This is a genomic window from Streptomyces sp. NPDC058525, from assembly GCF_042719495.1.
Lineage (GTDB): Bacteria > Actinomycetota > Actinomycetes > Streptomycetales > Streptomycetaceae > Streptomyces.
This window is the reverse complement of record NZ_JBHXNP010000028.1, coordinates 21,235-44,504: the sequence shown is the minus strand read 5'-3', so window position 1 is coordinate 44,504 and position 23,270 is coordinate 21,235. Positions and strand designations below refer to the sequence as shown.

Genomic DNA, 23,270 nt, shown 5'->3' with positions numbered 1-23,270 from the left:
CCGGCGCCCCAGCGTAGACGCATTTCGGGCGGCTCTGGCGGGTCATCCCCTTTGGTTCATCCCACAGTCAGCTGCCGTATTCCCTGGAGCCCTTGACAACTTTGCTGGCCACACAGGAAATTGACGCGCGTAGATGTTTCGGGAGCCGCAAACCTCCCGCAGACCTCCTGCCGCAGTCCGTCCATCCATCCCTGCCGTCTCCCTCATCCCACACCGGAGTTCCCGCCCATGCGCTCCTCGCATCCCCGCTCAGCCGCCGTCGCGGCCCTCGTCGCCACCGCCCTGGCCACCGGCCTGCTGGCGGGCTCCGCCGGCGCGGCCGAAGGCTCCGCGGCCGACGGTCCGGTCCGCGTTCACGACATCCAGGGCACCACCCGGATATCCCCCCTCGCCGGCAAGCAGGTCACCGACGTCGAGGGCATCGTGACGGGCGTGCGGACGTACGGTTCGCGCGGCTTCTGGATCCAGGACCCGGACGCCGACGACAACGAGGCCACCAGCGAAGGCGTGTTCGTCTTCACCAGCTCGGTCCCGACCGTCGCCGTCGGCGACGCGGTCAAGGTCTCCGGCCTGGTCGGCGAGTACGTCCCCGGCGGCACCGGCTCCGGCAACCAGTCGGTGACCCAGATATCCAAGCCGGTCGTGACGGTCGTCTCCGCGGGCAACGCGCTCCCCGAGGCCACCGCGATCAACGAGTACTCGGTGCCCGCCGAGTACGCCCCGGCCGGCGACCCGGCCGCCGCCGGCAGCATCAACGGCCTGGCCCTGGAGCCCTCGCGCTACGCCCTGGACTACTACGAGTCGCTCGAGGGCATGAACGTCAAGATCGGCACCTCGCGCGTGGTCGGCGCCACCGACCCGTACTCCGAGCTGTGGGTCACCGTGAAGGGCTGGGAGAACCCCACCAAGCGCGGCGGCACCCTCTACGGCTCCTACGAGTCCCAGAACACCGGCCGCCTCCAGATCCAGCAGCTCGCGCCCATTGCGCAGCAGCCCTTCCCGGTGGCCAACGTCGGCGACAAGCTGACGGGCACCACCGAGGGCCCGCTGGACTTCAACCAGTTCGGCGGCTACACCCTGGTGGCGCGCACCCTCGGCACCGTCAAGGCGGGCACCCTCGCCCCCGAGAAGACCAAGGCGCAGGCCGACCACGAGCTCGCGGTGGCCACGTACAACGTCGAGAACCTCGACCCGACCGACCCGCAGGAGAAGTTCGACGCCCTCGCCAAGGCGGTCGTCGAGAACCTGGCCTCGCCCGACATCCTGGCCCTGGAGGAGATCCAGGACGACAACGGCGCCAAGAACGACGGCACCGTCTCCGCCGAGCAGACCCTGACGAAGTTCGCGGCCGCGATCACGGCGGCGGGCGGCCCTGCCTACCAGTGGCGGACCATCAACCCGGAGAACAAGAAGGACGGCGGCGAGCCCGGCGGCAACATCCGCCAGGTGTTCCTCTTCAACCCGGCGCGGGTCTCCTTCACCGAGCGCGCCCCGGGCGACGCGGTGACGGCGACCGGCGTGGTCAAGGAGAACGGCAAGGCCGCCCTGACCCACTCCCCCGGCCGCATCGACCCGGCGAACCCGGCGTGGGCCGACAGCCGCAAGCCGCTCGCGGGCGAGTTCGTCTTCCGCGGCAAGACCGTCTTCGTGATCGCCAACCACTTCGGCTCCAAGGGCGGCGACGAGGGCCTGACCTCGCACCACCAGCCGCCGGTGCGCTCCTCGGAGGCCAAGCGGCTGCTCCAGGCGCAGGCCGTGAACGGCTTCGTGAAGCAGATCCTGGCGGAGGACAAGAACGCCAACGTCCTCGTCCTCGGTGACATCAACGACTTCGAGTTCTCCGCGACCACGGACGCGCTGGCCGACGGCGGGGCGCTGTACCCGGCGATCAAGTCGCTGCCGAAGTCGGAGCGCTACTCGTACGTCTACCAGGGCAACGCCCAGGTGCTGGACCAGATCCTGACCAGCCCGGCGATCAAGAAGTTCACGTACGACAGCGTGCACATCAACGCGGAGTTCGCGGCCCAGAACAGCGACCACGACCCGCAGGTGCTGCGCTTCAAGCCGTAGCCCCCACGACCGCAGAGGGCCCGGACGCCGTCCCGTCCGGGCCCTCTGCCATGCTCCGGGCCGGTTCCGGGGAGGACCACAGGCGGACAAGTCAGGGACTTTCGGCCCTGGCGTGACGCTCGACACATCCCTACCGAATCGAGCGCGCGTGGTGTTGAGTGTCCACACGCCCGATCTTGTACCGCCTTGTACCCCGCACTCCCGGAGGACCGCGTGTTCCCCTCCATCTCCCTCGCCCAGGAAATCGGCCTCGCCGTCCTGTTCGTGGCCGCCCTCGTCTGGGTGGTCGGCCTCGGCCACATGCTGTGGGACGGCCGCTTCCACCACCCGGAGCCGGCGGCCTTCGAAGGCCTCCCGGTGATCCCGGCCCAGCGGAGCGCGGCCTCGCACCCGCTGGAGTCGGTGGAGCTGACCGAGGCGGAACAGCAGGCCTTCGCGGGCCTGATCCGCACGTTCCCCGGCCACTGACCCACCACCGAGCCCCGACGCGCGGCCCGACGCGGGGCCGACGCGCGGCCCGACCACGCGAAGACGCCCTCCACCCCCCGGCCGGGGGGTGGAGGGCGTCTTGGCGTACCGGCCCGGTGCGGGTCAGTTGTGGCTGTGCAGGACCTCGTTCAGGCCGCCCCAGGTGGCCTTGTACGGGCGGGCCTCGACGGCGCCGGTGACCGAGTTGCGGCGGAAGAGGATGTTGTTGGCGCCGGAGAGCTCCAGGGCCTTGACGATCTGGCCGTCCGGGAGGGTGACGCGGGTGCCCGCGGTCACGTAGAGGCCGGCCTCGACGACGCACTCGTCGCCGAGCGCGATGCCCACGCCCGCCTCGGCGCCGATCAGGGTGCGCTCGCCGATCGAGATGATCTGCTTGCCGCCGCCCGAGAGGGTGCCCATGGTGGAGGCGCCGCCGCCGATGTCGGAGCCGTCGCCGACCACGACGCCCGCGGAGATGCGGCCCTCGACCATGGAGGTGCCGAGGGTGCCCGCGTTGAAGTTGACGAAGCCCTCGTGCATGACGGTGGTGCCCTCGGCGAGGTGCGCGCCGAGGCGGACGCGGTCCGCGTCGGCGATGCGGACGCCCTTGGGGGCGACGTAGTCCGTCATCCGGGGGAACTTGTCGATCGAGGTGACCTGGAGGTGCAGGCCCTCGGCGCGCGCGTTCAGGCGGACGGTCTCGACCTGGTCGACGGCGACCGGGCCCAGGGAGGTCCAGGCGACGTTGGCCAGGAGGCCGAAGACGCCGTCCAGGTTCTGGCCGTGCGGCTTGACCAGGCGGTGGCTGAGCAGGTGCAGGCGCAGGTACGCGTCGTGCGCGTCGAGCGGCTTGTCCTCCAGGGAGGAGATCACCGTACGGACGGCCACGACCTCGACGCCGCGGACCGCGTCCTGGCGGATCGCCTTGGCCGCGGCGGCGCCCAGCAGCTCCACGGCCTGGTCGGCGGTGAGGCGCTCGGTGCCGGCCGGGCCGGGCTCGGCGACCAGCTCGGGGGCGGGGAACCAGGTGTCGAGGACGGTGCCGTCAGCGGTGATGGTGGCAAGTCCGGCGGCGACGGCGCCGGTGGTACGCGTAGCAGTCATGCCAGAAACCTAACCGGCGACGGGCCGAGGGTGCGAACCGGTCTCATGTGCCGGTCGCGCCGCGTGTCGGCCCGCGCCCGGGCCCGCCCGCCGCCCCGCTCCGCGGCCCGCCCACAGCACCGCCCCGCCCGCCCCCGCGGCGAGCACCGCGCACAGCGGCCACAGCAGGCCCGGCGCGGCCGTGTACAGGGCTCCGCCGAGCGGCCCGGCGAGCACCACACCGCTGACGGAGACGCCCGCGTACAGGCTCTGGAACCGGCCGACGGCGTGCTCGGGCGCCTCGTCCGCCACGTACGCGGTGGCCGTGGTCTTGTAGAGGATCTCCCCGAGGGTGAGGAGCACCATCATCGCGACGGCGGCGGCGAGGCCCACGCCGAGCATCAGCACCGCGTATCCGGCGCCCACCAGCACCAGCCCGGTGCCGACGAGGTGCAGCGGCGAGCGGCGGCGCAGGGCGAGGGCGGCGGGGATCTCCAGGAGCAGGATGACGCCGCCGTTGATCGCGATGAGGAATCCGTACGCGCGGGTGTCGAGGCCGTGGTCGGCGAGGGAGACGGGGAAGGTCGTGTAGTGCTGCCGGTAGACGACGTCGGCGACGGCGATCGCGCCGAGCAGGACGAGCAGGGCGGGCCGTGCGCGCAGCTCCCGCCACAGCCCTCCGCGGCCCGGACCCCCGTCCCGGGCCGCGGAGGGGACCTGGGCGGCCCGGGCGGGGACGACCCGGGCGGTCCAGAGGGCGAGGAACAGCGTGCCGAGGCCCTCCGCGACGAAGAGCCAGTCGTACGAGAACCCGGTGGCGACCAAGGCTCCGAGCGGAGTGCCCAGTGTGAAGCCGCCGTTGGACAGGCAGCGGGTGACGGCGAAGGCCTGGCGCCGGGATCCGTCGGGCACGGTGACGGCGACGAGCGCGGAGTTGGCGGCCCGGACCACCCCCGAGGCGTACTGGGCGGCCGGCAGGGCCGCGTAGAGCAGGGCGGTGGACAGCGCGGGGAGCGTCATGAGGACGAGTCCGCCGAGGGTGGACGCGGTGAGCAGCACCCGGCGGTGGCCGAAGCGGTCGCCGTACCAGCCGCCGGTGAAGTTCCCGGCGACCAGGCCGAGTCCGCCGATGCCGACGATCAGGCCCGCCTGCGCGGCCCCGAGTCCGCGCGGGCCGGTCAGCCAGACGAAGACGAAGACGAACGTGCAGCTGACGACGGCGTTGACGAAGACCCCCGCGCCCAGCAGCCACACGGTCCTCGGTACGTCCTTGAATCCCTGCGCCACACCCGTGTCCCCCGCGTCCCCAACTAGTGAGTTCCTTTTGGGAACGGACTATGCCAGCATGACAGCCTTGGGTCAACGGACAAAGGAGTGCCCATGGCCCAGCGCACGCACCTCGGCGACGCGGACTGCTCCATCGCCCAGGCCCTCGATGTCGTGGGCGACTGGTGGACGCTGCTGATCGTGCGCGACACCGCGCGCGGCCTGCACCGCTTCGACGAGCTCCAGCGCGAGCTGGGGATGTCCCGCAAGGTGCTGGCCGAGCGGCTGAAGCTGCTGGTCGAGGCCGGGGTGCTGACGCGCGAGCCGTACCGGGAGCGCCCGGTGCGGCACGAGTACCGGCTGACCCCGCGCGGCCGCGGGCTGCTGCCGGTGCTGGTGGCCCTCCAGGACTGGGGGGACAGCTGGATCCTGGGAGAGGGAGAAATGACGGCGACGACGACGGAGGCCTCACGGGAGGCGGAGCGCGTCCACGCGCTGCGCGGCACCCGGCTGCCGGAGCTGCTGCTGCCGGACCGTTTCGGCGAGCTGCGCGACCCGGTGGCGGACACCGCGGCCACGGTCCTGTACTGCTTCCCGGGCGCCTACGCGCGCGCCGAGTCCTATCCGCCGGGCTGGGCCGGGATCCCGGGCGCCAAGGGCTGCACGTTCGAGTCGTGCACCTACCGGGACCAGCTCGCGGAGTTCACCGCGGCCGGCGCCACCGTGCACGGGGTGTCGACCCAGCGCCCGGACGAGCAGCGGGAGTTCGCGGAGCAGGAGCGGCTGCGCTTCCCGCTCCTGTCGGACGCGGAGCTGGCACTGACGGCGGCGCTGCGGCTGCCGACGTTCCGCGCGGCGGGTGTGACCCGGCTCAAGCGGCTGACCCTGGTCATCGACCGGGACCGCACGGTGCGCGAGGTGTTCTACCCGGTCCTGGACATCGAGGCGAGCGTCCGGGCGGCCCTGACCGCCGTCCGCTCGGCCGGGTCGGAGGGGTCTGAAGGGCCCACCGAGCCCGTAGGGGCCACCGGGTCCGAACAGCCCGAAGGGTCCGCCGGCTAGGCCGGCCCGGCCGGCCGCAGCACCCGGCCGAGGATCTCGCGCGCGTACGCTTCGTCGTACTCCGCGTCCGTCAGCAGGACCTGGAGGCTGATGCCGTCCATGACCGCGACCAGCGCGCGGGCCGTCACCGGGTCCGTGCGCGGGATCAGGGCCGCCGCCATGGCCTCGCCCCACTCGGCCGCCACCGGCCGCAGCGCCGGGCGCTTCAGGGCGGCGAGGTAGAGCTCGTACTCCAGCTCCACCCGCGCCCGGTCCACCGCCAGGAACTCCCCCAGCAGACGGGCCAGCGACCCCGCGAAGTCCGCCTCCGGATCGGCCAGCGCGGGCGAGCGGGACACCGCCCGCGCGAAGCCCTCGTTGGCCTGCCGCAGGGCCGCGACCAGCAGGTCGTCCAGGGTCTTGAAGTGATAGGTGGTGGACCCGAGCGGTACGTCGGCCTCGGCGGCGGCGCTGCGGTGGCTCAGACCCGCGATGCCCTTGGCGCCCACCACCCGGATCGCCGCGTCGATGATGCGCTGGCGCCGCTCGGGGTCGTACCTGCGCACGGCGGGGGCCATCAGTGCGCACCGCCCAGGTTCAGCAGCACCACACCGGCGATCACCAGCACGATCCCGGCGATCTTCGCGGCGGTGGCCGCCTCTCCCAGGAACAGCATGCCTATGGCGGCGATCGCGGCGGTCCCCACCCCGGCCCATATCGCGTACGCGGTGCCCACCGACATCGACTTCAGCGTCTGCGCGAGCAGGGTGAAGGCGATGGCGTAGCCCAGCAGCGTGCCCAGCGAGGGCCACAGCTTGGTGAAGCCGTCGCTGTACTTCATGGCGGTGGTCCCGGCGACCTCGGCGGCGATGGCCGCGGCGAGCAGTACGTATGGCATGTGTACAAGGGTACACAACGATGCGTACGACCGTACACATCGAGCGGGCCGCGCACGGCGGCGTGCAGCACCCGGGACTCCTGCGGCCCGCGGCGCTACCCTGTCCGCCTCCGGCGACAGGGGGCTCTCGCATGGCGCAGCACTGGACCCACCGGGGCGGCGGCTGGCTGCCCCCTCGCTCGCCGCGGCCCGGCGTGGTGCCCCTGCGCCCGCTGGGGCGGCGCGAGCTCCTCGGCGGGGTCCTCGCCACCCTGGGCCGGTACGGCGGCCGGCTGCTCGGCGCCCTGCTGCTGGGCCTGTCGGCCGGGCTGCTGCCGGTCGCCGCCGCGGCCGGGGCGGCCACCCTGGCCTCGGTCACCCGGACCGCCGGCAGCCGGGTGTTCGTCCACACCCTCGTCCCCGCCGCCGTGCTGTTCCTGCTGTTCGCCGGCGCCCTGGCGACCGCCCTGGCCGCGGCGCTGCTGCGGCCCGCCCTGCTCGGCCGGCCCGTGACCGTGCCCGGGCTGCTGCGGGCCGCCGTACCGCGGATCCCGGCGGTGCTGGGCGCCCGGCTGCCGGCCCTGACGGCGGCCGCCGGGCCGGGTGCGGCCGCGCTCGCCGCGGGCCTGCCGCCGCTCGCGCTGCTCCCCCTGGCCCCGGTCGCGCTCTGGCTGGCCGTCCTGTTCGCGCTGGCCCCCACGGCCGCCGGGTACGAGGGGCTCGGCCCGGTGGCGGCGCTGCGCCGCTCGGCCGCGCTGGTGCGCGGGGCCTGGTGGCGGACGTTCGCGGTCACGGCCCCGGCCGCGATCCTCCTGCCGGCGGCCGCGTACGCCCTCTACCCGGGCTTCGGCCTGCCGGGCGCGCTGCTCGTCCCGGCCCTGCTGCTGCCCGTCCCCCGGCTGGCCGCCGGCCTGCTCTACGCGGACCGGCGGCTGCGCCGCGAGCAGCCCGCCGGGGCGTTCGCGGCGCGGCCGGAGGCCGGCGGGGGGTGAGCCCGCGGCCGTCCGACGGGGAGCTCAGCCGAGGGTGAACCAGGCCGCGCGCGCCTTCTTCCACTCCGGGTGCATCAGGTCCTTGGCCTCGGACCCGTCCCCGTACAGGTCCGCCGACCCGCTGCCCGTCACCAGCTGCACGCGGGCGCCCGGCCCCGACAGGTCCGGTACGTCCACGATGGCCTCCCAGCCGCCCGGGTCGGTGGTCGGCAGGGGACCACCGGCACGAGCAGCGCCTTGCCGCCGGGCACCACGGGCGCCGGCGGGGCGCGGAAGCCCAGGTAGGCGGTGGTCGTGGAGTCGGGCGCGAACTCCAGCCCCTCCACGTTGAACCCGTCGATCTGCTTGGGGACCTCACCGGCCGCCGTCCCCGCGGCGAAGCCGTAGCGGTTGCCGTTGGCATTGTCCCAGGCCACCAGGTCCTCGCGGAGCTTCTTGTACGAGCGCCCGTACGCGAGCTGCGTGCCCGTGCCGGCTCCGCTCACCGTGGTGGTGAACACCGTGTTCCGGGGCGCCTTGTACTCGCCGTCCTTGTTGTTGCCGAGCGAGCCCGTCCAGTAGATGGTGTTGCCGATCCGGGTCGCCCCCTCGATGTCCACCTCCTTGCTCACGCCGAGCTGCGAGCTGAAGTCCCAGATGCGCACCGGGGCGCCCGAACGGGAACGGTCGTACAGGCGCAGCACGTTGGACTCGTCGTCGGCGACGACCGCGTAGCCGCCGCCCATGTCGACGGCGGCCGAGGCGTCCGCGGAGCCGGTGAGGTAGCGCGCGTCGGCCGGGTTCCGCACGGCGGCCGACGCCGCGTAGTACAGGGTCTTGGTGGTCGTCTTGCCGCCGAGTCCGGTCACCTTGACGGTGAGGTCGGTGTAGCCGCGGCCCCGCGCGGAGACCGCGAGCTGCCGTACCGCTCCGGCGCCGGTGACGGTCACGTCCCCGGTCCCGGCGACGGAGGCCCTGCGGTCACGGAGGGTCTCCTCGGGTGCTGCTGCGTCACGGCGTGACGGCCGTCGAGAAGGCTCGGACACGGCGGCCAACTCCACGTGCACGTCACCCGTCCGCCCGGAGAACCCCGGAAAACAGGGAGGGCCCCCGGCACGACCGTGCCGGGGGCCCTCACAAGCGGGCGGTCAGACGTTGAAGCCGAGCGCGCGCAGCTGCTCGCGGCCATCGTCCGTGATCTTGTCGGGGCCCCACGGGGGCATCCAGACCCAGTTGATGCGCAGTTCGTTGACGATGCCGTCCGTCGCCGACTTCGCCTGGTCCTCGATGACGTCCGTCAGCGGGCAGGCCGCCGAGGTGAGCGTCATGTCGAGGGTGGCGATGTTCGCGTCGTCGATGTGGATGCCGTAGATCAGGCCCAGGTTGACGACGTCGATGCCCAGCTCGGGGTCGACCACGTCGTAGAGGGCCTCGCGGACCTCTTCCTCGGTGGCCGGCTTGGTCGACGCCTCGGGCGTCGCGTTCTCGGTCATGCCGTCTTCCTCTCCGCGTCGCCCAGTGCCTGGGCCGTCGCGTCCTTCCACGCCATCCAGCTCAGCAGAGCACATTTCACACGCGCCGGATACTTGGAGACGCCGACGAACGCGACCGCGTCCTCCAGCACCTCCTCCATCTCCTCGGTCGGCTCCAGCTTGCCCTTGGACTGCATCAGCTCCAGGAACACGCCCTGGATCTTCTGCGCCTCGGCCAGCTGCTTGCCGACGAGCAGCTCGTTCAGTACGGACGCGCTGGCCTGGCTGATCGAGCAGCCCTGGCCCTCGTACGAGACGTCGGTGAGCGTCTCTCCGTCGTACTTCACGCGCAGCGTGATCTCGTCCCCGCACGTCGGGTTGACGTGGTGCACCTCGGCGTCGCCGTCGCGCAGGCCACGCCCGTGCGGGTGCTTGTAGTGGTCCAGGATCAGTTCCTGGTACATCGAATCCAGCTTCACAGCGTCCTCGTCCTCGTCGCCCTGGCTCAGCCGAAGAAGTTCCGTACGTGCTCCAGCCCGTCGACCAGTGCGTCGACCTCCGCCGGAGAGGAGTACAGGTAGAAAGACGCCCTGGTGGTCGCCGGAATTCCGTACCGCAGGCAGACCGGGCGCGCGCAGTGGTGTCCCACGCGGACCGCGATGCCCTGCTCGTCCAGCACCTGGCCGACGTCGTGCGGGTGGATGTCGCCGAGCACGAAGGAGATCGCGGCGCCGCGGTCCTCGGCCGTGGTGGGGCCGATGATCCGCAGGTCGGGCACCTCGGCGAGGCGCTTGATCGCGTACTCGGTGATCGCGTGCTCGTGCGCGGCGATCTTGTCCATGCCGATCGCGGTCAGGTAGTCCACGGCCGCGCCGAGGCCGACGGCCTGGGCGATCGGGGGCGTACCCGCCTCGAACTTGTGCGGCGCCGGGGCGTAGGTCGAGGCGTGCATCGACACGGTCTCGATCATCTCGCCGCCGCCGAGGAACGGAGGCAGGTCTTCCAGCAGCTCCTGGCGTCCCCACAGGACGCCGATGCCGGTCGGGCCGCACATCTTGTGGCCGGTGAAGGCCACGAAGTCGGCGCCGAGCGCCTGGACGTCCAGCGGCATGTGCGGAGCGGCCTGGGAGGCGTCGATCAGCACGAGGGCGCCGACGTCCTGGGCGCGCCGGACGATCGCCTCGACCGGGTTGACCGTGCCCATGATGTTGGAGACCAGCGTGAAGGAGACGATCTTCGTCTTCTCCGTGATGACCTCTTCGATGTTGGACAGGTCGAGCCGGCCGTCGTCGGTGAGGCCGAACCACTTCAGCTTCGCACCGGTGCGCTGCGAGAGCAGCTGCCACGGCACGATGTTGGAGTGGTGCTCCATCTCCGTGATGGCGATCTCGGTCTCGCGGTCGACCCGGTAGGGCTCGTCCGCCCAGCCGAGCATGTTCGCGACCAGGTTGAGCGACTCCGAGGCGTTCTTGGTGAAGATCACCTCGTCGCGGCTCGGCGCGTTGATGAAGGTGGCGACCTTGTCGCGGGCACCCTCGTACAGCGCCGTGGCCTCCTCGGCGAGCACGTGCACGCCGCGGTGGACGTTGGCGTTGTGCTGCTCGTAGTACTCGTTCAGCGCGTCGAGCACCTGGCGCGGCTTCTGCGAAGTCGCCGCGTTGTCCAGGTAAACGATCTTCTTCCCGTCGTGGACCACACGATCCAGCAGGGGGAAGTCCTTGCGGATCGCCTCGATGTCGAGGAGGCCAGGCAGCTGTGTCACGCGGTCGCGCCACCCTTCACGTACTTGTCGTAGCCCTCGGCCTCCAGCTGGTCGGCCAGCTCGGCACCGCCGGACTCGGCGATGCGGCCGTTGGCGAACACGTGCACGAAGTCGGGCTTGATGTAGCGCAGGATGCGGGTGTAGTGCGTGATCAGCAGGGTGCCGACCTCACCCGTCTCGCGGACGCGGTTGACGCCCTCGGAGACGATGCGCAGGGCGTCGACGTCGAGGCCGGAGTCGGTCTCGTCGAGGATCGCGATCTTCGGCTTGAGGAGCTCCAGCTGGAGGATCTCGTGGCGCTTCTTCTCACCGCCGGAGAAGCCCTCGTTGACGTTGCGCTCGGCGAAGGCCGGGTCCATCTGGAGCTGCTCCATCGCGGACTTGACCTCCTTCACCCAGGTGCGCAGCTTGGGGGCCTCGCCGCGGATGGCGGTGGCGGAGGTGCGCAGGAAGTTGGAGACCGAGACGCCGGGGACCTCGACCGGGTACTGCATGGCGAGGAAGACGCCGGCGCGGGCGCGCTCATCGACGGACATCTCCAGGACGTCTTCGCCGTCGAGGGTCACGGTGCCACCGGTGATGGTGTACTTCGGGTGACCGGCGAGCGAGTACGCGAGGGTGGACTTGCCGGAGCCGTTCGGACCCATGATGGCGTGCGTCTCACCCTGCTTGACGGTGAGGTCGACGCCCTTGAGGATCTCGCGGGCGCCGTTCTCGGCCTCGACGGAGACGTGCAGGTCGTGGATTTCAAGCGTTGCCATGGATACCTCAGGACTCCTGGGTGAGGGAGACGAGCACGTCGTCCCCTTCGATCTTTACGGGGTATACGGGTACGGGGCGCGTCGCGGGCAGACCCGAAGGCTTGCCGGTGCGCAGGTCGAAGGCCGACCCGTGCAGCCAGCACTCGATCATGCAGTCCTCGACCTCGCCCTCCGAGAGCGAGACGTTCGCGTGCGAGCAGATGTCGTTGATCGCGAACACCTCGCCCTCGGTGGAGACGATGGACACCGGCGTGCCGTCGAGTTCCACCCGCTTGGGGGTGTTCTCCTCCAGCTCGCTCAGCGTGCAGGCCTTGACGTAATTCATCAGACGGAACCCTGGAGCTCGGTCTCGATCTTGGCGAGCAGGCGCTCCTCGATGTCCGGGACACCGATCTGCTGGACGAGCTCGGCGAAGAAGCCGCGCACGACCAGGCGGCGGGCCTCGTCGGCGGGGATGCCGCGGGCCTGCAGGTAGAAGAGCTGCTCGTCGTCGAAACGGCCGGTCGCGGAGGCGTGGCCGGCGCCGACGATCTCGCCGGTCTCGATCTCCAGGTTCGGCACCGAGTCGACCCGCGCGCCGTCCGTGAGGACGAGGTTGCGGTTCATCTCGTAGGTGTCGGTGCCCTCGGCGGTCTTCTCGATGAGCACGTCACCGATCCAGACCGCGTGGGCGTCCTGGCCCTGCAGCGCGCCCTTGTAGACCACGTGCGACTTGCAGTGCGGGGCCTTGTGATCGACCAGGAGGCGGTGCTCCTGGTGCTGGCCGGCGTCCGTGAAGTACAGGCCGAGGAGCTCGGCCTCGCCGCCGGGGCCCGCGTAGGTGACGCGGGGGTGCAGGCGTACGAGGTCGCCGCCGAAGGTGACGACGATCGACTTGAAGGTCGCGTCGCGGCCGACCAGCGCGTTGTGCTGGGAGACGTGGACGGCGGTGTCGTCCCAGTCCTGCACCGACACGACGGTGAGCTTGGCGCCGTCGCCGACGACGAAGTCGACGTTGGCGGCGCGCACGCCGTCACCGGTGTGGTCGATGACGATGACGGCCTCGGCGAAGGCCTGCACGTCGAAGACGGTGTGGCCGAAGGTGGTGCCGCCCTCGCCGTGCAGCGAGACGCGCACCGGCTCGGTCAGGACGGCCTCCTTGGGCACGGTCACGACCGTGGCCTTGGCGAAGGACGAGAACGCCTGGGCGGCGATCCGGTCCACCGGGGTGCCGGCCTTGCCGATGCGCGCGTCGCCGCGCTCCACCGACTCGACGGTGACGCCCTCGGGCGCGTCGATCTGGGCCTTCATGGTGCCGTTGGCGACCGCGGTGCCGTCGTGCAGGCCCTTGAGGCGGGCGAGCGGCGTGAAGCGCCACTCCTCCTCGCGGCCGTGGGGCACGGGGAAGTCCGCCACGTCGAAGGACGGGGGGGCACTCATCCGGGTGGCGACGGTCGACTCGGCGGCCACCGCGATCGCGCCGGCGGTGGTGGAACCCGCCGGAATGTTCTGAGCCTCAGCCATGGCTGTCGTGTTGCTCTCTTCCTTAAAGAATCTGCTGCGGGACGTCGGGCGGGCCGGGACTAACCGACCGAGCCCTCCATCTGCAGCTCGATCAGCCGGTTCAGCTCCAGCGCGTACTCCATGGGCAGCTCGCGCGCGATCGGCTCGACGAAGCCGCGCACGATCATGGCCATGGCCTCGAACTCGGTCAGTCCGCGGCTCATCAGGTAGAAGAGCTGGTCGTCGGAGACCTTGGAGACGGTCGCCTCGTGGCCCATGGACACGTCGTCCTCGCGGACGTCCACGTAGGGGTACGTGTCGGAGCGGGAGATCGTGTCGACCAGGAGCGCGTCGCACAGCACGTTGGACTTCGAGCCGTGGGCGCCCTCGCCGATCTCGACCAGCCCGCGGTAGGAGGTGCGGCCGCCGCCTCGCGCCACCGACTTGGAGACGATGTTGGAGGAGGTGTTCGGCGCCATGTGGACCATCTTGGAGCCGGCGTCCTGGTGCTGGCCCTCGCCCGCGAAGGCGATGGACAGGGTCTCGCCCTTGGCGTGCTCGCCCATCAGGTAGACGGCCGGGTACTTCATGGTGACCTTGGAACCGATGTTGCCGTCGATCCACTCCATGGTCGCGCCCTCGTACGCCACGGCGCGCTTGGTGACCAGGTTGTAGACGTTGTTCGACCAGTTCTGGATGGTCGTGTAGCGGCAGCGGCCGCCCTTCTTCACGATGATCTCGACCACGGCGCTGTGCAGCGAGTCCGAGGAGTAGATCGGGGCGGTGCAGCCCTCGACGTAGTGGACGTAGGCGTCCTCGTCGACGATGATCAGCGTCCGCTCGAACTGGCCCATGTTCTCCGTGTTGATGCGGAAGTAGGCCTGGAGCGGGATGTCGACCTTGACGCCCTTGGGCACGTAGATGAACGAGCCTCCGGACCACACCGCGGTGTTCAGCGACGCGAACTTGTTGTCGCCGACCGGGATGACCGTGCCGAAGTACTCCTGGAAGAGCTCCGGGTGCTCCTTGAGGGCGGTGTCCGTGTCGAGGAAGATCACGCCCTGCTCCTCCAGGTCCTCACGGATCTGGTGGTAGACGACCTCGGACTCGTACTGGGCCGCGACACCGGCGACGAGGCGCTGCTTCTCCGCCTCCGGGATGCCGAGCTTGTCGTACGTGTTCTTGATGTCCTCGGGCAGGTCCTCCCAGGAAGCGGCCTGCTTCTCGGTGGAGCGCACGAAGTACTTGATGTTGTCGAAGTCGATGCCCGAGAGGTCGGAGCCCCAGTTCGGCATGGGCTTCTTGTCGAACAGCTTGAGACCCTTGAGGCGGAGCTTCAGCATCCACTCCGGCTCGGACTTCTTCGACGAGATGTCGCGGACGACATCCTCGGACAGGCCCCGCTTGGCAGCGGCGCCGGCCGCGTCGGAGTCGGCCCAGCCGTATTCGTAGGTGCCCAGGCCATCGAGCTCAGGGTGAGCAGTCTCCGTGGTCATGCGGGGTTCCTCCCGGCCGTACTTGCAGATACTGATGTGTCGGTCTGTGTCGCGCTCGCGCTGCGCGGAATGAACGTCGTGCACACTCCGTCGCCATGGGCGATCGTGGCGAGGCGCTGCACATGCGTCCCGAGCAGGCGGGAGAAGACCTCGGTCTCCGCCTCGCAGAGCTGCGGGAACTGCTCGGCTACATGGGCGACCGGGCAGTGGTGCTGGCAGAGCTGTTCACCGCTGTGCGGACCGGGAGCGCTCTTCGCCGTAGCAGCGTACCCGTCTGCGGTCAATGCCCTCGCAAGGGCCTCCGCACGGCCCTCCGGAGCCACCGCCTCGACGGCTTCCCGGTAAGTCTGCGCCTGCGCTTCCATCCGCGCCCGGGCGAAGGCGGCGACGGCCGCCTCGCCCTGTTCCCCGCCGCCGACGGACTGCGCGATCCAGCGCAGGGCGTCCGCGGCGAGGGTGTCGTAGGACTGGTCGAAGGCGTCGCGCCCGCAGTCGGTGAGCGCGAAGACCTTGGCGGGCCTGCCCCTGGTCCGTGCGCCGTACACGCGCTGCTCACGGGCTTCGACCACGTCGTCGGCGACGAGGGTGTCGAGGTGGCGGCGGACGGCGGCCTGGGTGAGGCCGAGGCGCTGGGCGAGGTCGGCGACGGTGGACGGGCCGTGGTCCAGGATGGACCGCGCCACCCGGTTGCGGGTGGACCGCTCCCCGGTCGCGAGCTCCCCCTGGGGGGCCTCGTTCTGCCGTTCGCCGTTTTTCACAACGCCATTGTTGCGTAATTAACCGAGCGCGGACAAGCCGTGATGGAGGCCACTCCTGGTGGCCTCCATCACTAAGGGTTACCTAATTTATCGACGCAGAGTTATTCGGAGGGGAACGCTCCGGGTTCCCTCCGGGCCCCTCCGGTGAACCAGTACACGGCTCCCACCAGCAATCCCCCGCCCACGACGTTGCCGGGGACCGTGAACATCAGATTTCGGAAAAGATCACTGAACGATGCTGAGCCATCCAGGATCGCCAAGCTGAAAACAGCCATGTTCGCAACACAGTGTTCGAATCCGACGGCCACGAAAACCGCCACCGGCAGCCACAGGACGAATATTTTGGCCGCGTCGCCGCGCGCCCGCGTGAACATCCAGATCGCCAGGCAGACGAGCATGTTGCACAGCACCGCCCGCCAGAACAGCTGCCCGCCGCCCAGTGCCGTCTTCCCGTGCACCATCTCGGCGAGCATCGCCCGCGCGGACGGTGAGGAGGTCACGCCCGAGGCGTGCACCATGGCGCCGAAGGCGAAGGTCCCGGCCAGGTTCCCGCCCAGCGACAGGCACCAGGACGAGACCAGGTCCCGCATCCCGGTCCGGCCGGACAGCGCGCCGACCAGCATCACCATGACGTTGCTGGTGAACAGCTGGGCGCCGGCGAACATCACGATCGTCAACGCGATCGGGAAGACCGCGCCCTCCAGCAGCTTCACCGCCGCCGAGCCCTGCGCCACGAACGGCGAGATCGCCACGAGCAGCAGCACCTCGCCGACCCCGATGTACGCCCCCGCCAGCATCGCCGAGACGAAGTAGCGCGGCGGATGCCCCAGGTCGTGGGCCTTGTGCTCGGCCTGCCCCGAGGTGGCTTCGACGTTCTGAGCGATGCTGTTCACCATTCGACGCTAGGCCGCGGACCGGCCCCCGACGCCGCGAAAAGGTCATCAATGCGCGGGCCCGTCACCCTCCGACCCCGGGACCTAGGACCCCTCCCCCGGCTCCGTAGACTCACCCCCCATGAGCAACGACCCCGCCGTGGAGATCCGCGGACTGGTGAAAAGGTACGGCGCCAAACGCGCGGTGGACGGCCTGGACCTCACCGTCCCCAAGGCCTCCGTCACCGCGGTCCTCGGTCCCAACGGCGCGGGCAAGACGACCACTGTGGAAACCTGCGAGGGCTACCGCCGCCCCGACGCCGGAACCGTCCGCGTCCTCGGCCTCGACCCGGTCGCCCAGGCCGGGGCGCTGCGTCCGCGGATCGGCGTGATGCTCCAGTCCGGAGGCGTCTACTCCGGAGCCCGCGCCGTCGAGATGCTCAGCCACATGGCCAAGCTCTACGCCGACCCGCTCGAGGTCGGCCCCCTGGTGGAGCGCCTCGGCCTCGGCGGCTGCGGCCGCACCGCCTACCGCCGGCTCTCCGGCGGCCAGCAGCAGCGCCTGGCCCTCGCCATGGCCGTGGTGGGCCGCCCCGAGCTGGTCTTCCTCGACGAGCCCACCGCCGGCCTGGACCCGCAGGCCCGGCGGGCGACCTGGGACCTCGTACGGGAGCTGCGCGCCGACGGGGTCACCGTCGTCCTCACCACCCACCACATGGACGAGGCCGAGCAGCTCGCCGACGAGGTCGCCATCGTGGACGCGGGCCGGGTCATCGCCCACGGCAGCCCCGAGCTGCTGTGCCGGGGCGGCGCCGAGAACACCCTGCGCTTCACCGGCCGCCCCTCCCTCGACCTCGCCTCCCTCCTGAAGGCGCTGCCCGACGGCACCCAGGCCGCCGAGCTCACCCCCGGCGTCTACCGGGTCACCGGCGACGTCCACCCCCAGCTGCTCGCCACCGTCGCCTCCTGGTGCGCACAGCACGGCGTCATGCCGGACAGCCTCTCGGTGGAGCGGCACACCCTCGAAGACGTGTTTTTGGAGCTCACGGGCAAGGAGCTGCGTTCATGAGCGCCGGTACGTTCACCCCCAACCCGGGCGCGGCGCCCGTCTCCCGCATGATCCTCGCGCAGACGGCTCTGGAGACCCGGATGCTGCTGCGCAACGGGGAGCAGCTGCTGCTGACCGTGATCATCCCGGCGCTGCTGCTGACCCTCTTCTCGGCCGTGGACATCGTCGACACGGGCTCCGAGAAGTCCGTGGACTTCCTCGCCCCCGGCATCCTGGCGCTCGCCGTGATGTCCACCGCCTTCACCGGCCAGGCCATCGCCACCGGCTTCGACCGCCGGTACGGGGTCCTCAAGCGGCTCGGGGCCTCGCCGCTGCCGCGCTGGGCCCTGATGGCCGCGAAGACCCTGTCCGTGCTGGTCACCGAGGTGCTCCAGATCGCCCTGCTGACGGCGATCGCCTTCGCCCTGGGCTGGTCCCCGCACGGGAACCCGCTGTCGGCGGCCGCGCTGATCCTGCTCGGCACCGCCGCGTTCTCCGGGCTCGGCCTGCTGATGGCGGGCACCCTCAAGGCCGAGATGACCCTGGCCGCCGCCAACCTGGTGTTCCTGCTGCTGCTGGTCGGCGGCGGGGTGATCGTGCCGCTGGACAAGTTCCCGGACGCCGTCCAGGCGGTGCTGGGCCTGCTGCCCATCTCGGCCCTGTCCGACGGCCTGCGCGCGGTGCTCCAGCACGGAGCCGCCCTGCCGTGGGGCGACGCGGCCGTGCTGGCGGCCTGGGCCGTGCTGGGCCTGGGGGCGGCCGCACGGTGGTTCCGCTGGGAGTGAATCCCTTCCCCTCCCGGTCGCGTTCCCGGGAGGATGGACGCCTCCACACATGAAGCCGGGGGGCGGACATGGTGCAGCGGGAGGCCGTTCTACGGCTGGACGAGCAGTGGGCGCGGGTGCGGTCGGGGGCGGCGCACGCGGGACCACAGGAGCGCGAGCGGCTGCTCGACGAGCTGATCGGGGCCCTGCGGTCCCACCCGGACGATCCCGAGTGCGCCGCGCTGCTGGGTCTTCGCCTCTCCGACCGCGCCACGCTGCGCTTCGCCGAAGGGGACCGCGCCTCCGCCCTCGCGCTGATCGAGGAGGGGCTGCGCAGCTCCGAGCGCGCGGCACCGTACGCGCCCGAGTTCGCCCGCTGGTACGCCCGCGGGCTGATCAACCACGGGGTGTGGCTGGCCTGGCCGCTGAGCGACGGGGACCGGCTGCCGAGGCATCCGCTGGGCCCGGGCGCCGAGCACGGGCCGTCCGCCATGGAGCGGGCGGCCGGGGAGCGGGCCCGTGATCTGACCCGGGCCGCGGTCGCGGTGTGGGCGGGCCTGGACCAGCGGGACCCGGTCAACCGGCGCGGCCTGGCCCAGGCGAAGGTGTTCCTCGGGGACCGCCTGGCCGAGCTCGGTGCCGCCGAGGAGGCGGTGGCCTGGGCGGTGGACGCCGAGTCGGACTTCCGGCAGCTGCTGCTCGCGGACCACGGCTCGGAGGAGTCCACGGAGGCCGAGGCCGCCCTGGACCACATCGGCCACCAGCTGGAACTGCGCCTGCGCTACCTGTCCTTCGCTTCGCTGGCGGGCCTGCGCACGGAGGGGCTGCTGCCCGAACGGCTGTTGCCCCAGGCCGTGGTGGCCGCCCGGGTCCAGGGGGCGGCGGAGTCCGCGATCGCGGCCCGGCTGGGTCTGGACGCCGAACAGGTGCGCACGATGCTGGAGGTCACCCACTGGCTCGCGGTGTGGCGCGTCGAGGTGCGCGGTCCTGACGGGGTGTGGAACGTACTCGACCATCCCTGGCACAGCGCCACAGAAGTGAGGAACAGGACAGCAGAGGACATAGGGGCTGAACTGGTACGGGGGTTCGAGGCCTCGGCGGACCATCCCGGCGCCGGTGTCCCCTGGCGCATCCACGTGTGGTGGCACGAGGAGGGCGACCCGGCGGGCGCCAGGTTCCGGCTGGCCGCCGGGCTCGACGCACCACCGGCCACCCCCTCGTGAAAGTTTGCACAAGGCTCCGCCTACGATAGGGGCCGTGTTGAACCCATTCGCCTTCATCGCCCGTCGCTGGACTCCGTCACCCCGGATCGTCCGGCGCGCCGCGCTCGCCGCGCTCGTCATGAGCGTGGCCATCGTCGTCACCGGCGGCGCGGTGCGGCTCACCGGTTCCGGACTCGGCTGCGACACCTGGCCCAAGTGCACGGACGACAGCCTGATCGCGACGCAGGCGCAGGGCCTCCACGGCGCCATCGAGTTCGGCAACCGGATGCTGACGTACGTGCTCTCCGGTGCCGTCGGGTGGTACATCCTCGCGGCCCGCTCGGCCAAGCCCTGGCGGCGCTCGCTGACCCGGCTCGGCTGGACCCAGTTCTTCGTCGTGATGGGCAACGCCGTACTCGGCGGCATCACCGTCATGACGGGCCTCAACCCGTACAGCGTCGCCGGGCACTTCCTGCTCGCCACCGCGCTGATCGCGGTGACCACCATCAGCTGGCAGCGCGCCGCCGAGGGCGACACCGCCCCCCGCCCCCGCGTGCCCGGCCCGGTGCGCAAGCTGTCGTGGGCGCTGATCACGACCACCCTCGTGCTGATCGCGGCGGGCACCGTCGTCACCGGCTCCGGGCCGCACGCCGGCGACAGCAGCGAGATCCGGCGCATGCCCTTCGACTGGGCGGCCACCGCCCACGTGCACGCGATCGCCGCCTGGCTGGTGTGCGCGCTGGCCGTGGCGATGTGGCTGGTGCTGCGCGTGGTCGACGCCCCCACCGACACCCGGGCGCGCGCCCGTGACCTGCTGATCGTGCTCCTCGCCCAGGGCGGCATCGGCTACGTGCAGTTCTTCACCGAGCTGCCCGAGCTGCTCGTCGCCGCCCACATGCTCGGCTCCTGCCTGGTGTGGATCGCGGTGCTCCGGGTCGCGCTGAGCCTGCGCGAGCGGCCCCTGGCGCAGGCGGAGATCCCGGCCCAGGGCGACCCGCAGCTCTCTGCCGTCTGAGACCGGCGGGGCTCAGCCCCGCTCGTCCAGCCGGTAGACGCGGCGGGCGTTGCCCGCCGCGACCATGGCCGCCACCCGGCCCGCGTCCGTCCAGGACCAGGACCCGTCGGCGACCCAGCCGCCCAGCACCCGGCCCAGCGCCTCCCGGAACACCAGGGCGCCCACCGCGTGCAGCTCGGGCAGGTGCCGCCCGCCGCTGGAGAACAGCACCTTCCCGAACGGCGCGACCTCCAGCAGCTCGGCCAGCACCGCAGCGGCCCGCGCCCCGGTCTGCCCGAGGGCCGCGCCGGCGTCCGCGTAGACGTGCGGGAAGGCCGCCGCCAGTCGCGCCGTCTGCCGGTGGTACGGATATCCGCCGAGCAGGACCAGCCGGGTGCCCAGGCCCGCGGTGGCCCGTACGAACCCGGTCAGCGGCGCCGGGTCCGCCGCCCCGGCGTGCAGTTGCAGCGGCAGCCCGGAGGCGACCGCGCTCCACACCAGGTGCCGCAGCAGTACGGGATCGCGCACGGCCCCGCCCCTGGTGCGCCGCTCCAGCCACCGCCCGGCCGCCCCGCGCACCTCGCCGGGACCGGGCGGCTCGGGCGCGCCGGCCAGGACGGCCGGATGCCCGGCGGCCGCACCGCAGGTGAAGGCCACGGCCCCGGTGGCGGCGTGGTGCACGGCCCCGGCGAGATTGGCGAGGAAGGCGGCCACGGTCCCGGAGGTGTCGGCGACCTGTTCGGCCAGCGGCTCCAGCCGCACCGCCTCGAAGGCCTCGGCGTCCCCCGCGAGGGCCAGCTCCTTGGGGCCGGTCAGGTCCCCGGCCACGCCGGTGCCGACCACGTAGGCGGCGACCCCGGAGCCCCGCAGCAGCAGCCGCGCGGACTCGGCCGCGCCCAGCTCCCGCCGGCGGGCCAGATAGCGGGCGGGGGTCGCGTACGGCTCCAGCCCGAGCAGCGGCGGGCACCAGCGGCGCACCGCGAACCCGGTCTGCGTGTCGAAGAAGGTGGTGCCCGCGGCGGGCGGGCCGGCCGAGCGGATCAGCTCGGCCTCGAAGGTGCCCAGGCCCAGCTCCGTACGGAGTACTCCGTGGCAGTACTGGTCCACCAGGGGCGGCGTTTCGATCATCCGGGCATCCCGTTGCGGACGTGAGGAAGCGGCTTCCACACGTCCTAACGGGTGAGCGGGGTGTGAGGTGTTGCTCGCGCTGTTGACCGAGCGGCCACACCGAGCGGCCACACCGAGCCGCCGCACGGAGCCGCCCGGTGTCCCCCGGACGGAGTCCGCGGGGAGGTCGGGCCGCCAGGAGGTCAGGCCGCCGGGTTGGCCGGGCCGCCGAGCTGGATGCCCGCCATCCGGGACCACTCGTACGGGCCGGTGCGCACGCGCGCCGCGAACTCCCCGTCGAACTCCTCGTGGAGGGTCAGCCCGGCCTTCTCGACGGCGAGCTCCGCCACCGCGTAGGCCGGGGCCACCAGGTCGCCCCACTCGCCGTCGGTGCCGACCAGCACGATCCGGGTGCCGGCCTGGCCGATGTGGGCGAGGTGGCCCTCGGCGCCGCCGTGCTGCTTGGCGAACGCGCCGATCTGCTTGGCGAGCTTCGCCGCCGTACGGTCCTGCTTCTTGTCCGCGGTCGCTGCGGTGGTGTCTGCGGTGTCTGCCATGGACGGCATGCTACCGGTGGGTAATCAGCGGAGGAAGGGATCCACGGCCACCGCCACGAACAGCAGCGACACGTAGGTGATCGACCAGTGGAACAGGCGCATCTCCTTGAGCTTCGCGCCCGTCACCCCGGCCTTGGCCCGCGCGTGCAGCGCGTGCGCCTCCCACAGCCACCAGCCGCCGGCGACCAGCGCGACCGCCGTGTAGAACCACCCGGTGTACCCCAGCGGGGTGAGCAGGAGCGAGACCGCCACCATCACCCAGCTGTAGAGGACGATCTGACGGGCCACGACCCTGTTGCCCGCCACGACGGGGAGCATCGGCACGCCGACGCGCGCGTAGTCGTCCTTCACCTTCATCGACAGCGGCCAGTAGTGCGGCGGCGTCCAGAAGAAGATGACGAGGAAGAGGATGACCGCGGCCCAGGAGACCTCGTTCTTGACGGCCGACCAGCCGATGAGCACCGGCATGCAGCCCGCGATGCCGCCCCAGACGATGTTCTGGGTGGTGCGCCGCTTCAGCAGCATCGTGTAGACCACGACGTAGAAGAGGAGCGCGCCGAGCGCGAGGGCGGCCGACAGCCAGTTGACCAGCAGGCCGAAGAACAGGGTCGAGACCACGCCGAGGCCGATGCCGAAGACCAGGCACTCGCGCGGGCTGACCATACCGGTCACCAGCGGGCGCTGGGAGGTCCGGTCCATCAGCGCGTCGATGTCGCGGTCGATGTACATGTTCAGCGCGTTGGCGCCGCCCGCGGACAGGTAGCCGCCGAAGCAGGTGGCGAGGACCAGCCAGAGCGAGGGCACGCCCTGCTCCGCGAGGAACATGACCGGCACTGTGGTGATCAGCAGAAGTTCGATGATCCGCGGCTTGGTCAATGCCACGAAAGCCATGGCCCGGGCCCCGAACGGCCGGTGACCGGCGCTCGTCCCGAGCACCCCCGCTGGACGGGATTCGACGGCCGTCACGCACACCCCTGAGAAAGAAACCAGCAAGCACCACAAGGGCTTGCACGTACCACGCCACTCTAGACGTTGGTCATACGTCGCCCTGCGCGGGGGTCGCGTCGTGTTGGTCCGAACGGAGCTGACAACCCGGTGACGGCACGGTGACGGTGTGCGGACACTCGAATAGCTGCACGCCGTTGCGGGGGTAGGCTCGGAATCGCGCCGGTGCGACCGTCCGTCACCGGGAACAGACATGTGGAGAGGAGCCCTGACC

At 71.5% G+C, this 23,270-nt stretch carries 24 protein-coding genes and 1 pseudogene; 8 read left to right on the top strand and 17 right to left on the bottom strand.

Translation table 11 applies throughout. From position 1 onward, the window contains the following. Positions 1-228: 228 nt before the first annotated feature. Positions 229-2,070: an endonuclease/exonuclease/phosphatase family protein gene (locus ACFWP3_RS15720; RefSeq protein ID WP_384220824.1), complete on the top strand. Its 1,842-nt coding sequence runs from the start codon at positions 229-231 to the stop codon at positions 2,068-2,070. Between the two features lie 213 nt (positions 2,071-2,283). Further along, positions 2,284-2,538 (top strand): hypothetical protein, encoded by a 255-nt coding sequence (locus ACFWP3_RS15715; protein WP_384220822.1) that lies wholly within the window; start codon positions 2,284-2,286, stop codon positions 2,536-2,538. 123 nt (positions 2,539-2,661) lie between these two features. On the opposite strand, the gene dapD is transcribed toward ACFWP3_RS15715, so the two are convergent. Together dapD and ACFWP3_RS15705 are read right to left on the bottom strand one after the other, a co-directional pair. Continuing rightward, positions 2,662-3,642 (bottom strand): 2,3,4,5-tetrahydropyridine-2,6-dicarboxylate N-succinyltransferase, encoded by a 981-nt coding sequence (gene dapD, locus ACFWP3_RS15710; RefSeq protein ID WP_384220820.1) that lies wholly within the window; start codon positions 3,640-3,642, stop codon positions 2,662-2,664. A 9-nt stretch (positions 3,643-3,651) separates the two neighbouring features. Beyond that, a complete protein-coding gene (locus ACFWP3_RS15705; protein WP_384220817.1) occupies positions 3,652-4,908 on the bottom strand; it encodes an MFS transporter in 1,257 nt (418 codons plus the stop codon). A gap of 93 nt (positions 4,909-5,001) precedes the next feature. Between ACFWP3_RS15705 and ACFWP3_RS15700 the strand changes: the two genes are divergently transcribed. Next, positions 5,002-5,949, top strand: coding sequence for a winged helix-turn-helix transcriptional regulator (locus ACFWP3_RS15700; protein WP_384220815.1), 948 nt, complete (start codon positions 5,002-5,004; stop codon positions 5,947-5,949). Here the strand turns inward: ACFWP3_RS15700 and ACFWP3_RS15695 are convergent. Then, complete coding sequence (locus tag ACFWP3_RS15695) at positions 5,946-6,506, bottom strand: TetR/AcrR family transcriptional regulator (protein ID WP_384220813.1); 561 nt, start codon at positions 6,504-6,506, stop codon at positions 5,946-5,948. The two genes, ACFWP3_RS15700 and ACFWP3_RS15695, sit on opposite strands and share 4 nt — an antisense overlap. Further along, a complete protein-coding gene (locus ACFWP3_RS15690; RefSeq protein ID WP_384220811.1) occupies positions 6,506-6,826 on the bottom strand; it encodes a DMT family transporter in 321 nt (106 codons plus the stop codon). Before ACFWP3_RS15690 ends, ACFWP3_RS15695 begins: the two co-directional genes overlap by 1 nt. Before the next feature lie 131 nt (positions 6,827-6,957). On the opposite strand from ACFWP3_RS15690, the gene ACFWP3_RS15685 reads away from it, so the two are divergent. Beyond that, the gene (locus ACFWP3_RS15685) at positions 6,958-7,797 is read left to right on the top strand and encodes a hypothetical protein (RefSeq protein ID WP_384220808.1); all 840 of its coding nucleotides are present in this window, start codon (positions 6,958-6,960) and stop codon (positions 7,795-7,797) included. Positions 7,798-7,821: 24 nt separating this feature from the next. Here ACFWP3_RS15685 and ACFWP3_RS15680 read toward each other — a convergent pair. The 10 genes and pseudogenes from ACFWP3_RS15680 to ACFWP3_RS15635 all read right to left on the bottom strand — a co-directional run bounded on the left by ACFWP3_RS15680 (position 7,822) and on the right by ACFWP3_RS15635 (position 16,400). Then, positions 7,822-8,843, bottom strand: a pseudogene (locus ACFWP3_RS15680) (hypothetical protein). An 81-nt stretch (positions 8,844-8,924) separates the two neighbouring features. Then, complete coding sequence (locus tag ACFWP3_RS15675; RefSeq protein ID WP_030027092.1) at positions 8,925-9,269, bottom strand: metal-sulfur cluster assembly factor; 345 nt, start codon at positions 9,267-9,269, stop codon at positions 8,925-8,927. After that, positions 9,266-9,727: a Fe-S cluster assembly sulfur transfer protein SufU gene (gene sufU / locus ACFWP3_RS15670; protein ID WP_362389978.1), complete on the bottom strand. Its 462-nt coding sequence runs from the start codon at positions 9,725-9,727 to the stop codon at positions 9,266-9,268. The genes ACFWP3_RS15675 and sufU overlap by 4 nt, the downstream gene beginning before the upstream one ends. A gap of 26 nt (positions 9,728-9,753) precedes the next feature. Next, the gene (locus tag ACFWP3_RS15665; protein WP_384220806.1) at positions 9,754-11,010 is read right to left on the bottom strand and encodes a cysteine desulfurase; all 1,257 of its coding nucleotides are present in this window, start codon (positions 11,008-11,010) and stop codon (positions 9,754-9,756) included. Beyond that, positions 11,007-11,771, bottom strand: a complete 765-nt coding sequence (sufC, locus tag ACFWP3_RS15660) for a Fe-S cluster assembly ATPase SufC (RefSeq protein WP_053785807.1) — start codon at positions 11,769-11,771, stop codon at positions 11,007-11,009. Before sufC ends, ACFWP3_RS15665 begins: the two co-directional genes overlap by 4 nt. A gap of 7 nt (positions 11,772-11,778) precedes the next feature. Next, complete coding sequence (locus ACFWP3_RS15655) at positions 11,779-12,096, bottom strand: bifunctional 3-phenylpropionate/cinnamic acid dioxygenase ferredoxin subunit (protein WP_362302161.1); 318 nt, start codon at positions 12,094-12,096, stop codon at positions 11,779-11,781. Further along, positions 12,096-13,274 (bottom strand): Fe-S cluster assembly protein SufD, encoded by a 1,179-nt coding sequence (gene sufD, locus ACFWP3_RS15650; RefSeq protein WP_384220803.1) that lies wholly within the window; start codon positions 13,272-13,274, stop codon positions 12,096-12,098. Before sufD ends, ACFWP3_RS15655 begins: the two co-directional genes overlap by 1 nt. A 59-nt stretch (positions 13,275-13,333) precedes the next feature. Then, positions 13,334-14,749, bottom strand: a complete 1,416-nt coding sequence (sufB, locus tag ACFWP3_RS15645; RefSeq protein WP_374773426.1) for a Fe-S cluster assembly protein SufB — start codon at positions 14,747-14,749, stop codon at positions 13,334-13,336. After that, positions 14,746-15,507 (bottom strand): helix-turn-helix transcriptional regulator, encoded by a 762-nt coding sequence (locus ACFWP3_RS15640; RefSeq protein ID WP_384220799.1) that lies wholly within the window; start codon positions 15,505-15,507, stop codon positions 14,746-14,748. The genes sufB and ACFWP3_RS15640 overlap by 4 nt, the downstream gene beginning before the upstream one ends. Positions 15,508-15,608: 101 nt before the next feature. Then, entirely contained in the window at positions 15,609-16,400 is a 792-nt protein-coding gene (locus ACFWP3_RS15635) for a formate/nitrite transporter family protein (protein ID WP_384220797.1), read from the bottom strand. Positions 16,401-16,521: 121 nt separating this feature from the next. Here ACFWP3_RS15635 and ACFWP3_RS15630 point away from each other — a divergent pair, with 121 nt between their 5' ends. From ACFWP3_RS15630 to ACFWP3_RS15615, 4 genes are all read left to right on the top strand, one after another. Then, a complete protein-coding gene (locus ACFWP3_RS15630) occupies positions 16,522-17,448 on the top strand; it encodes an ABC transporter ATP-binding protein (RefSeq protein WP_384220795.1) in 927 nt (308 codons plus the stop codon). Beyond that, positions 17,445-18,212 carry an ABC transporter permease gene (locus ACFWP3_RS15625; RefSeq protein WP_384220793.1) on the top strand — a complete coding sequence of 256 codons (768 nt, stop codon included), beginning with the start codon at positions 17,445-17,447 and terminating at the stop codon, positions 18,210-18,212. Before ACFWP3_RS15630 ends, ACFWP3_RS15625 begins: the two co-directional genes overlap by 4 nt. A gap of 68 nt (positions 18,213-18,280) precedes the next feature. Beyond that, on the top strand, positions 18,281-19,414 hold the full coding sequence (locus ACFWP3_RS15620) for a hypothetical protein (RefSeq protein ID WP_384220791.1): 1,134 nt from the start codon (positions 18,281-18,283) through the stop codon (positions 19,412-19,414). 4 nt (positions 19,415-19,418) lie between these two features. After that, positions 19,419-20,408 carry a heme A synthase gene (locus ACFWP3_RS15615; RefSeq protein WP_384220789.1) on the top strand — a complete coding sequence of 330 codons (990 nt, stop codon included), beginning with the start codon at positions 19,419-19,421 and terminating at the stop codon, positions 20,406-20,408. A gap of 12 nt (positions 20,409-20,420) precedes the next feature. On the opposite strand, the gene ACFWP3_RS15610 is transcribed toward ACFWP3_RS15615, so the two are convergent. The 3 genes from ACFWP3_RS15610 to ACFWP3_RS15600 all read right to left on the bottom strand — a co-directional run bounded on the left by ACFWP3_RS15610 (position 20,421) and on the right by ACFWP3_RS15600 (position 23,017). Further along, positions 20,421-21,515 carry an amidohydrolase family protein gene (locus ACFWP3_RS15610; protein ID WP_384220787.1) on the bottom strand — a complete coding sequence of 365 codons (1,095 nt, stop codon included), beginning with the start codon at positions 21,513-21,515 and terminating at the stop codon, positions 20,421-20,423. Between the two features lie 182 nt (positions 21,516-21,697). Then, positions 21,698-22,060, bottom strand: coding sequence for a hypothetical protein (locus ACFWP3_RS15605; protein WP_384220785.1), 363 nt, complete (start codon positions 22,058-22,060; stop codon positions 21,698-21,700). Between the two features lie 15 nt (positions 22,061-22,075). Further along, positions 22,076-23,017 (bottom strand): heme o synthase, encoded by a 942-nt coding sequence (locus ACFWP3_RS15600; protein ID WP_384220783.1) that lies wholly within the window; start codon positions 23,015-23,017, stop codon positions 22,076-22,078. Positions 23,018-23,270 lie beyond the last annotated feature (253 nt).

Bases quoted from the DNA above. Each gene is read 5' to 3' on its own strand.
- ACFWP3_RS15625 (WP_384220793.1), top strand. From the start codon at position 17,445: ATGAGCGCCGGTACGTTCACCCCCAACCCGGGCGCGGCGCCCGTCTCC.
- ACFWP3_RS15605 (WP_384220785.1), bottom strand. From the start codon at position 22,060: ATGCCGTCCATGGCAGACACCGCAGACACCACCGCAGCGACCGCGGAC.
- ACFWP3_RS15675 (WP_030027092.1), bottom strand. From the start codon at position 9,269: ATGACCGAGAACGCGACGCCCGAGGCGTCGACCAAGCCGGCCACCGAG.
- ACFWP3_RS15685 (WP_384220808.1), top strand. From the start codon at position 6,958: ATGGCGCAGCACTGGACCCACCGGGGCGGCGGCTGGCTGCCCCCTCGC.
- ACFWP3_RS15630 (WP_384220795.1), top strand. From the start codon at position 16,522: ATGAGCAACGACCCCGCCGTGGAGATCCGCGGACTGGTGAAAAGGTAC.
- ACFWP3_RS15690 (WP_384220811.1), bottom strand. From the start codon at position 6,826: ATGCCATACGTACTGCTCGCCGCGGCCATCGCCGCCGAGGTCGCCGGG.
- ACFWP3_RS15720 (WP_384220824.1), top strand. From the start codon at position 229: ATGCGCTCCTCGCATCCCCGCTCAGCCGCCGTCGCGGCCCTCGTCGCC.
- sufD (WP_384220803.1), bottom strand. From the start codon at position 13,274: ATGGCTGAGGCTCAGAACATTCCGGCGGGTTCCACCACCGCCGGCGCG.
- ACFWP3_RS15700 (WP_384220815.1), top strand. From the start codon at position 5,002: ATGGCCCAGCGCACGCACCTCGGCGACGCGGACTGCTCCATCGCCCAG.
- dapD (WP_384220820.1), bottom strand. From the start codon at position 3,642: ATGACTGCTACGCGTACCACCGGCGCCGTCGCCGCCGGACTTGCCACC.
- ACFWP3_RS15610 (WP_384220787.1), bottom strand. From the start codon at position 21,515: ATGATCGAAACGCCGCCCCTGGTGGACCAGTACTGCCACGGAGTACTC.
- ACFWP3_RS15695 (WP_384220813.1), bottom strand. From the start codon at position 6,506: ATGGCCCCCGCCGTGCGCAGGTACGACCCCGAGCGGCGCCAGCGCATC.
- sufC (WP_053785807.1), bottom strand. From the start codon at position 11,771: ATGGCAACGCTTGAAATCCACGACCTGCACGTCTCCGTCGAGGCCGAG.
- ACFWP3_RS15620 (WP_384220791.1), top strand. From the start codon at position 18,281: ATGGTGCAGCGGGAGGCCGTTCTACGGCTGGACGAGCAGTGGGCGCGG.
- ACFWP3_RS15655 (WP_362302161.1), bottom strand. From the start codon at position 12,096: ATGAATTACGTCAAGGCCTGCACGCTGAGCGAGCTGGAGGAGAACACC.
- sufB (WP_374773426.1), bottom strand. From the start codon at position 14,749: ATGACCACGGAGACTGCTCACCCTGAGCTCGATGGCCTGGGCACCTAC.